5 protein-coding genes are annotated in these 10,239 nt (G+C 40.4%); 2 read left to right on the top strand and 3 right to left on the bottom strand.

Annotated features, from left to right (window positions below):
* The first annotated feature begins 233 nt into the window (after positions 1-233).
* Positions 234-1,238, top strand: a complete 1,005-nt coding sequence (locus V7137_RS26285; protein ID WP_335700805.1) for a DUF3231 family protein — start codon at positions 234-236, stop codon at positions 1,236-1,238.
* Between the two features lie 321 nt (positions 1,239-1,559).
* On the opposite strand, the gene purT is transcribed toward V7137_RS26285, so the two are convergent.
* From purT to gltB, 3 genes are all read right to left on the bottom strand, one after another.
* A complete protein-coding gene (gene purT / locus V7137_RS26280) occupies positions 1,560-2,738 on the bottom strand; it encodes a formate-dependent phosphoribosylglycinamide formyltransferase (RefSeq protein ID WP_335700804.1) in 1,179 nt (392 codons plus the stop codon).
* Positions 2,739-2,948: 210 nt separating this feature from the next.
* Positions 2,949-4,433: a glutamate synthase small subunit gene (gene gltD / locus V7137_RS26275; RefSeq protein WP_335700803.1), complete on the bottom strand. Its 1,485-nt coding sequence runs from the start codon at positions 4,431-4,433 to the stop codon at positions 2,949-2,951.
* 15 nt (positions 4,434-4,448) lie between these two features.
* Positions 4,449-9,002, bottom strand: a complete 4,554-nt coding sequence (gene gltB / locus V7137_RS26270) for a glutamate synthase large subunit (protein WP_335700802.1) — start codon at positions 9,000-9,002, stop codon at positions 4,449-4,451.
* Positions 9,003-9,131: 129 nt separating this feature from the next.
* Here gltB and V7137_RS26265 point away from each other — a divergent pair, with 129 nt between their 5' ends.
* The gene (locus tag V7137_RS26265) at positions 9,132-10,034 is read left to right on the top strand and encodes a LysR family transcriptional regulator (RefSeq protein WP_335700801.1); all 903 of its coding nucleotides are present in this window, start codon (positions 9,132-9,134) and stop codon (positions 10,032-10,034) included.
* Positions 10,035-10,239: the final 205 nt, after the last annotated feature.

Below are 10,239 nucleotides of genomic sequence, written 5' to 3'. Positions count from 1 at the left end.
GTCTCGTGCCTTCCGCTCCAATTAACATTGTGAGCAATATCAACAATGAGCTTTAACATATCATTTGTTTAATAAACATAATAATTCCTTTTAGAGGCAGTAAAATCGCGTACAAATAACAAATTAATAAATGCATTAGAAATTTTATTTCTTATTTTAACGAAGAACTCTGTAGTATTTCATAAAATAATTTCCTAATGGTTACATTATTAATAAAACTAGGGAGGGTTAGCATGACGACTTCAAGTCAAGCACCTATTACATCATCAGAATTAGCTAATTTGTGGATTGCTTTTCAAGAAAAAACCATGATACTTAGAGTATTGGAACATTTTATAGAGCACTCAGATCATGATGGAAAACAACTGTTACAGTCTCATTATAATGGTACTGCCAAAAACATTGAGATGATTACAAGTATTTTTCAACAAGAAGGGGCCGTAGTTCCGATTGGTTTTACTGAAAGCGATGTAAATAAAAGCGTTCCTAAGTTATTTGATTTCATGTACGATATTATGTATTTACATTTGATGACTAAATTGGAAATGAGCCTTTATGCACTTTTCACTGGCATGTCCTATCGAAAGGATATTGAAGATTTTTTTATAAAGATGACCGCTGAATCCCAATTGATGAACAGCCAATCAACTCAATTCCTTTTAGATAAAGGGGTTCTCGTTCGTCCACCTTATGTATCAATGCCAAAACAGGTTAATTTTGTTCAGGATAAAAATTATATGGATGGTTTTACTTGGTTTAGCGAAACTAGATCGCTGAATACAGTTGAAGCATCTCTTATCCATCATGCGATTGAAACTAACCTCGTAGGTATGCAATTAATGATTGGATTCGCTCAAGTTGCAGCAGATAAAGAGGTTCAAAACTATCTGATCAAAGGAATGGAATTGTCAAAGAAAATCGAAATAGATTTAGGTGAATTTTTACGCCATAGTTATGTTGAGCCCCCAGCTACTCATGCTGGTAAAGCAACAACGTCAAAAATTTCGCCATTTTCTGACAAATTAATGATGTACAATACCAGTTTGTTAGCTTCATTTGGGCTTGGAAGTAATGCACTAGGCGGTGGATTCAGTTTACGAAGTGACTTGCCGGCAAAAATGGCTTTTCTTGCAAAAGATATTTTCACTTTTGCTCAAGATGGGGGAAAGCTTATGATCAAAAACGGCTGGATGGAAGAACCACCACAGATTGAGGATCGAAATCAATTAACTAAATAGTTTTTTATAGAACAGCAAAACTAACCTTATAAAAGGCTAGTTTTCTCTATTTAGAGTGCATTTTTTACATTTTCCGTCTCCAAGGGATTTCAGAATTAGAAGAATCATTCGCCTACCCCTATTTCACTTATATTTCAAGTAAATTAATTTTAACCAAAGGTAAATTTAAAAGTTAAAACAACTCCATAATTTTAAGGGAAATAAAGGAGGAAAAACACAAAAATAACCGTTGAGAAATAATCTTCTCAACGGTGAAAACATTCAAATTTATATATCAAAAAGTAACAATTCTTTAAAAAAGAACCTTCCAAAAAAAGTGATTTAGTCTTGAGTGATGCTTATTTTTGACGCTGCTAATTCGGCTCGTTTCCTTGCCTCTTCGACAGACTCTCCTGTACCTAAGACAACTGCCATCCGACGACCCACTTTTGTTTCCGGTTTACCAAAAATCCTTACCTGAGTGTTAGAGATAGACAAGCTGTCTGCAATTCCAGCAATTTGGTATCCCTTACTTTCTTGCCACGCTTTAATCGTACGACTTGCACCAGGTGTTAACAGCTGAACTCCTTGAATGGGATAACCCAAAATGGCCCTTATGTGCAAGGCAAACTCGGAAAGATCTTGTGTAGCCATCGTGACCATCCCAGTATCATGTGGTCGTGGTGAAACCTCGCTAAAATAAACACCCTTTGCCGAAAGAAATAACTCAACGCCAAAAAGTCCGTATCCACCTAGTGCATCCGTGATTTTTTTAGCGATGTCCTGCGCTTCAAAAATTTGTTCCTCTGACATATCATGTGGCTGCCAGGATTCAATGTAGTCACCATCTTTTTGTATATGACCAATCGGGGCACAATATGTTGTTCCAGAGACAGATCGGATTGTTAACAGCGTGATTTCGGAATCAAAGTGAATAAATTCTTCCACGATCACTCGAGTTTTTTTGCCTCTACCACCTGAAATAGCTTCATTCCACGACTTTTCTACATCTGTAATTGAACGACAGACGGTTTGCCCTTTTCCAGATGAACTCATAATCGGTTTAATTACACATGGAATACCGATTTCTTGTACGGCGCTCTTTAATTCCTCCAGCGTGTCTGCAAATGCGTATTTCGCTGTAGGAATCCCCAGTTCTTCACTTGCCAATCTTCGGATTCCTTCTCTATCCATAGTGAGGTTAACTGCTTTGGCAGTTGGTACAATACAGAAACCTTCGTTCTCAAGGTCAATTAATGTCTCCGTTGCGATTGCCTCAATTTCAGGAACAACCAAATCTGGCTTTTCTAACTCTATCACTTTTCGGAGTTCAGCTCCATCGAGCATGTCGACCACAAAAGAATGATGTGCTACCTGCATGGCAGGGGCATTTTCATAACGGTCTACAGCAATGGTCACCATTCCCAGTCGCTGGGCCTCGATAATCGTCTCTTTTCCCAGTTCACCTGAACCTAGTAACATCACTTTTTTAGGTTTGTTAGAATTTGAGGTTTCAAGCATTTGTCCCACTCCTCATTGTTTGCTTTTTAAATATAATAACGTATAATTTGTAGAAATACTACTAGTAAAATCAATTTAAACACGAACATTTTTTATTTTTTAATAAAAATTATTCGTTAATTATCAAATACCTATTCTGCAAGGAATTATACTATAGACCAGAAAAAAGAGACCTGATTCCCAAATCAGGTCTTCTTTCCTACTGTAAATTTATTTAGGTAAAAAGGTTTTTCCCATCAAATAATGGTCCACTTGATGAGCTACCTGCCGTCCCTCGTTGATCGCCCAGACGATTAGGCTTTGCCCTCTTCTTGCATCACCTGCTGCAAATACACCTTCTATGTTTGTTCTGTAATCACCGTAAGCTGCTTCAATCTTTTGATTAGATGCTTTTACACCAAATTGGCTCAAAAGCGGCTGCTCAGTGCCCTCAAATCCGATCGCAATAAACACAAATTGAGCAGGCCAAACTTTTTCCGTACCTGGAATCTCTTTAAAATAAAATCGACCTTCATCGTCTCTTATTTTTTCCATTTGGATGGTGTGAAGCTCTTTCAAATTGCCACTTTCATCCGTAACGATTTTCTTCGTTTGAATAGAATACTGACGAGGATCATCACCAAACTTTGCTTCTGCCTCTTTATAAGCATAATCCATTGTAAAAACATTTGGAAAGGCAGGCCACATATTTTCTGAGGTACGCATCTCAGGTAACTGTGGATGTTTGCCAAACTGAACGACACTCCGGCAGTTTTGACGAAGGGCTGTTGCCACACAATCTGCTCCCGTGTCGCCTCCGCCAATGACAATAACGTCATTGCCTTCTACATTAATAAACTGGCCATCTTCAAAGTTTGAATCCAATAAGCTCTTTGTGGATTTGGTCAGGTATTCCATTGCGAAATAAATCCCTTTTGCCTCGCGCCCTTCAATCACTAGGTCCCGCTGTTTTTGAGCGCCTGTACATAGAATTACCGCATCGAATTGCGCCTGTAATTCTTCAGTTGAAATATCTTTTCCAACCTCAGTATTGGTGACAAAATCAATACCTTCTTGACGCAACAAGCTAATTCGGCGTTCCACAACTTCTTTACCAAGTTTCATATTGGGAATCCCATACATAAGTAATCCGCCTGGACGATCTGAACGTTCGAATACGGTTACCGAGTGCCCTGCCTGGTTTAGTTGATCAGCGCTTGCCAATCCAGCTGGACCTGAACCAATAATCGCCACCTTTTTCCCAGTTCTGCGTGCGGGAATTCGAGGGGCAATCCAACCATTTTCAAAACCTTTATCTATAATGGCCTGCTCAATATTTTTAATCGTTACCGCTGGATCCGTAATAGCTAACGTACACGAACCTTCACAAGGGGCCGGACAAACCCGGCCGGTAAACTCAGGAAAATTATTCGTTTTAAGCAAACGACCCAAGGCTTCTTTCCACCTGCCGCGATAAACTAAATCGTTCCATTCCGGAATGAGATTATGAATTGGGCAGCCTGATGTGGCTCCTTGAATTTCCATTCCGATATGGCAGAAAGGAGTGGCACAATCCATGCACCGCGCTCCCTGTCTGCTTAACGTTTCATCTGAGAAAGGAACCGAATACTCATTCCAGTCGCCTAAACGCGTAAGGGCATTCCGTTCTTTACCTTTTTCTCGATAGTAATCCATAAATCCAGTTGTTTTACCCATCTTCCTCTCCCTTTCTTAGCGTATTACAGCTTCTGGTTGCTTGGGTGTATTTTTTTGATTGGAAGAATTAGCTAAAAACGCACTCATAATGGCTTCTTCCTCTGTCAAACCTTCATCTTTTTGTTTTTGGATTTGATCCAACATGCGTTTATAGTCCTTCGGAATGACTTTGACAAATTTTCTGACATGATTTTGCCAGTCTTCTAAGATACAACTTGCTTTCACGCTGTTGGTATAATAAAAATGATTGTGAATCAGTTGCTTAAGCTCGTGTTCATCGTTTTTAGTTAAGAACTCAATTTCAATCATCTCTTGGTTACATAAGTTCTTAAAGGCATCTTGATCATCAGCTAGTACGAATGCAATTCCACCTGACATACCGGCAGCAAAGTTTTTGCCTACATCACCTAAAATAACGACACGTCCGCCTGTCATATATTCACAGCCATGGTCGCCTATACCTTCAACTACCACGTTTACACCGCTATTTCGGACCGCAAATCGTTCACCAGCACGACCATTTATATACGCTTCACCACTTGTTGCACCATATAAGGCAACATTCCCGGCGATTACATTTTCACATGCTGCCATTTTTGTTACTTCGTCGGCTTTCACAATCAATTTACCCCCCGATAAACCTTTACCAAGAAAATCATTTACATCACCAGTAATGTTAAGTGTTACACCGTTCGGAACAAAAGCACCAAAACTTTGGCCTGCGGAACCTGTAAACCTAAGGGTAATAGTATCTTCAGGAAGTCCAGCCTCCCCATAACGCTTCGATACTTCACTTCCAACGATCGTCCCAACAACACGGTTAACGTTCGTAATCGGAAAGCTAACATCCACTGGAATTTGATCTTGTAATGCTTGTTGCACAGTCGGCAAGATTTGTTGCATATCCAGCGAGTCATCAATTTTATGATTTTGTGGATTCTTAAACGTTCGAACTCCATTAGGTTGATGCAGTAATGGAGTTAAGTCCAGATCCTTTGCTTTCCAGTGTGCCTTTGCACGGTCACTCATTTTCAAAACATCCGAACGGCCAACCATTTCGTCAACTGACCTAAATCCAAGATCTGCCATTAGTTCCCGAACTTCTTGGGCAACAAAACGCATATAGTTGACAATGTAATCAGCTTCTCCTGAGAACTTTCTACGAAGCTCTGGATTTTGTGTTGCGATTCCAACCGGGCAAGTATCTAAATGACAAACGCGCATCATGACACATCCGAGCACGACGAGCGGTGCGGTCGCAAACCCAAACTCTTCGGCCCCAAATAATGCTGCCATTACAACATCTTTTCCAGTCATTAATTTACCATCTGTTTCGAGAACTACACGATCACGCAAACCATTAAGCATTAACGTTTGGTGAGCTTCGGCAAGTCCAAGCTCCCATGGTAATCCCGTATGCTGGATACTTGTTTTTGGAGAAGCTCCGGTACCGCCATCGTAACCACTGATGACAATGACATCTGCTGCACCTTTTGCCACACCGGCAGCAATGGTTCCAACGCCGCCTTTGGATACAAGCTTAACGCTGATACGAGCATCCCGATTGGCGTTTTTCAAATCGTGAATCAGTTGAGCCAAATCTTCAATCGAGTAAATATCATGGTGCGGTGGTGGTGAAATCAGCCCGACTCCTGGTGTAGACCCACGAACATCGGCAACCCATGGATAAACCTTATTGCCAGGGAGCTGTCCGCCTTCCCCAGGCTTTGCCCCTTGTGCCATCTTAATTTGCAGTTCATCAGCATTGATAAGATAATGACTTTTCACCCCGAAACGACCTGAAGCAATTTGCTTCACTGCACTTCGGCGGTTTTCGCCATTTTCATCCACGATATAGCGGCTTGAATCTTCTCCGCCTTCACCTGAGTTGCTTTTTCCCCCTAAGCGATTCATCGCAATCGCTAATGTTTCATGGGCTTCCTTACTGATTGAACCAAACGACATTGCCCCTGTTTTGAAACGGCGGACAATGGAATCAACTGGTTCTACCTCGTCTATTGATAAAGACTGTCTAGTTTCATCGAATGAGAACAAATTGCGTAAGAATCCAATTCTTTCTTCATTTGCTAATTTGGAATACTTTTTAAATAATTTATAATCGCCATTTCGGCAAGCCCATTGCAATGTATGAATGGTTCCAGGGTTAAACGCGTGATGTTCACCTGTTTTTCTCCACTGGAAGTTACTTCCTGAATCTAATGTTTGATCATAAGAATCTCCATAAGCCTCTGTATGAAGCATTTTTGCTTCTTTGGCAATCGTATCTAAACCGATACCTCCAAGCTGTGATACTGTTCCAGTAAAATAACGATTGATGACTTCCCCGCTAATTCCAACTGCTTCAAAAATTTGTGCACCGCGATAGCTTTGGACGGTTGAAATCCCCATTTTGGACATGACTTTTACAACGCCTTCAGTCATACCTTTTACATACTTGCTTACCGCTTCTTCATAGGTGAACGGTAAACTTCCATCTAAAATAGCCTGCATATAGGTTGCGAAAGCAAGATATGGATTAATCGCATCAACACCATAGCCAATTAAGGAGGATAAATGATGAACTTCACGCACTTCTCCAGATTCAATAATGATACTTACTTTCGTTCTGCTCCCCTCACGAATCAGATGCTGGTGAAGGGCACTTACTGCCAATAAAGAAGGAATCGCAGCTTCTTGCTTATTCATTTTACGGTCCGATAAGATTAGCAAACTTATATCTTCAGAAATAGCGGAATCCGCCGCTTGGCATAACCTTACTAGACTGCCTTCTAGATCTTCAGTGAACAGGATGTCAATTACTTTACTTTTAAAATCGACTGAATTTAAAGATTTCAGTTGCTCTAATTGAGCATTTGTAATCACCGGTGTATCAAGCTGGATCCGGCGGCAGTTTAATAAAGAAGGATGTAATATATTCCCTTCCGCCCCTAATAACGTCATCGTAGAAGTGACAATTTCTTCACGAAGAGAGTCAATTGGTGGATTCGTTACTTGAGCAAATAATTGCTTAAAGTAGTTAAACAATGATTGCGAACGGTCAGATAACACCGCTAAAGGCATGTCATTCCCCATTGCTCCTACTGGGTCTTTTCCTTCATTTACGACAGGAACTAAATATTTTGAGATATCTTCGTACGTGTATCCAAATGCTTTCTGACGAACTAGTAAATCCGTTAGAACCTCATATTTGTTTTGGCTATCTTCTTTTAATCGAACAAGCTGTTCATCGAGCCATTGTTGATACGGAAGTGCTTCAGCCATCTCTGTTTTTACTTCTTCATCAGAAATAATTCTTCCCTCTTCAAAATCAATCAATAGCATTTTCCCTGGGCTTAAACGTTCTTTATATAATACTTTTTCCGGTTCGACATCGATGACGCCAACCTCTGATGAAAAAATAATATAATCATCATCCGTAACGTAATAACGAGCCGGACGAAGGCCGTTCCGATCTAAAATAGCTCCAATTTGTTTACCGTCCGTAAAGGAAATAGCCGTTGGACCATCCCAAGGTTCCATTAAGCAACTATGATACTCGTAGAACGCTCTCTTTTCTCTTGTCATATGGGGATTTTCTGACCACGGCTCAGGAATCAGCATCATTGCTGCATGAGCAGGTTTCCGGCCCGCCAGTACCAAGAATTCAAGTGCGTTATCTAAAATCGACGAGTCACTTCCATCGGTATCTAAGATTGGCAGCACCTTTTGCAGGTCGTCTCCGAATGCTTCTGACACAAATTGCTTTTCACGTGCCTTCATCCATTGGACATTGCCCCTAAGTGTATTAATTTCTCCATTATGGATTAGGTAACGGTTAGGATGAGCCCGCTCCCAGCTTGGGAACGTATTTGTACTAAAGCGGGAATGCACTAAAGCAAAAGCCGATACAAAACTCTCATTCTGTAAATCTAGATAAAAACTGTCTACCTGTTCTGGTGTTAATAACCCCTTATATACAATCGTTTTGCTTGAAAGGCTGGCAAAATAAAAATTTAACTCAGATTCCTTAGCCCATTTTTCTGATTGTTTTCTAATGATATATAATTTCCGCTCGAAAGATAATTCATCATCCAACAGTCCTTCGTTTGCCCCGATAAATACTTGGCGGATGAACGGCTGGCTTTTCTTGGCTGTTTCACCGATTGTGTCTGCATTGACAGGCACAGTCCTCCATCCGAGAACCTTCTGCCCTTCTTGTTCAACCATTTGATTGATATAGGATTCTATTTGTTCTCTCTCTGAATCATTTTTTGAAAAAAATAGCATCCCTACCCCGTAACGGCCTTTCTCTGGTAATGGAACGTTTTGGAGGGCATCGCGGAAAAACGCATCGGGAATCTGGACCATAAGCCCGGCACCATCTCCTGTAAATGGATCACTTCCCTGTCCCCCGCGGTGGTCGAGCTTACAAAGCATACTTAGTCCTTTTGTTACAATCTCATGAGTTGCAATCCCTTTAATGTGGGCATATAACCCAATTCCACATGCATCATGTTCGTATTCTGGGCGGTAGAGACCTTGTGCTTTTGGTAGTTGATGAAATGTCATTTTTATCTCCCCCGTTCTTAATTTTCCGATAAATCAGTATGATAGTAATTTTATGTTTTAATATACATATAAACAATATATAATTCAGATTAAATCAATCTAATTTTAATATGAATGGGGGAAATGAAGGTGGAATTGCGTCAATTACGATATTTTATGGAGGTTGCTGAACGTGAACATTTTACGGAGGCAGCTGAAAATCTAAATGTAGCCCAATCCGCAATCAGTTTCCAGATAGCCAAACTAGAAGATGAACTCGGTGTTCGTTTATTTGAAAGAGTTGGAAGGAACATTAAATTAACGCAGATTGGCATGATCTTTTTAACTCAAATTAAAAAAGCGGTAAAATATATTGATGAAGCCAAAGAAAAGGTGGATGAATATTTAGACCCGCATTCCGGCACCATTAAAATTGGATATCCAACTAGTTTAGCAAGCTATTGGCTTCCAACCGTCATTTCCGCTTTCAGAACAAAACAACCAAATGTTGTTTTCCATTTGCGACAGGGATCTTACCAATACTTAATTGATGCCGTTAAAAATGGAGAAATTGATATAGCGTTTATTGGCCCTGTCCCGACCAGGGATCCTGATATTGAAGCAAAGATTTTATTTACAGAAAACATTTCTGCTTTGCTTCCGGCGAACCATGCACTTGCAGACCGGAAAAGGCTAGATCTCAGTGAGTTACGCACTGATTCCTTCGTGTCATTTCCAAAAGGGTATATTCTCCAAAAAATTGCCGTGGAGGCATGCAAAGAAGCAGGATTTGTACCAAATATCACGTCAGAGGGTGAGGATTTAGATGCATTAAAGGGACTGGTCTCAGCAGGAATTGGTGTATGCCTCTTACCAGAAAGCACCGTTCATGACTCCATACCGAGATTTACAGTAAAAATAGCGATTGATTCCCCTAAAGTAAAACGAACAGTCGGCCTAATCACACCAAAACACAGAGACCTAGCACCCTCCGAAAACCTTTTTTACCAATTTGCGATTGACTTTTTCCGTGTATTAGAGCAGTTCCAATAGACTGGATTTTGGGTGTCATGATTGGTGTCAGGCACCATAAAAAGACACTTAGGTTCATTTGTCCATACGGGGTGGACTTTATAGGCAGATTCATTTTTCTGTTGTCACATGAACTAGAGATTTATAAATCATAAGCGGTATGAAAGACAAAAGGCGCCGTAGGCTCTGGATATTTGTCCTTCATAAGCGGAATGAAGGACAAAAG

This window comes from Neobacillus drentensis, assembly GCF_036962765.1.
GTDB classification, from domain to species: domain Bacteria; phylum Bacillota; class Bacilli; order Bacillales; family Cytobacillaceae; genus Neobacillus; species Neobacillus drentensis_C.
The sequence above is the reverse complement of the archived record's forward strand: the minus strand, read 5'-3'. Positions and strand labels throughout refer to the sequence as shown.

What these genes read in the sequence shown, in the direction of transcription:
- V7137_RS26285 (WP_335700805.1), top strand. Translation starts at nt 234, where the DNA reads ATGACGACTTCAAGTCAAGCACCTATTACATCATCAGAATTAGCTAAT.
- purT (WP_335700804.1), bottom strand. Translation starts at nt 2,738, where the DNA reads ATGCTTGAAACCTCAAATTCTAACAAACCTAAAAAAGTGATGTTACTA.
- gltD (WP_335700803.1), bottom strand. Translation starts at nt 4,433, where the DNA reads ATGGGTAAAACAACTGGATTTATGGATTACTATCGAGAAAAAGGTAAA.
- gltB (WP_335700802.1), bottom strand. Translation starts at nt 9,002, where the DNA reads ATGACATTTCATCAACTACCAAAAGCACAAGGTCTCTACCGCCCAGAA.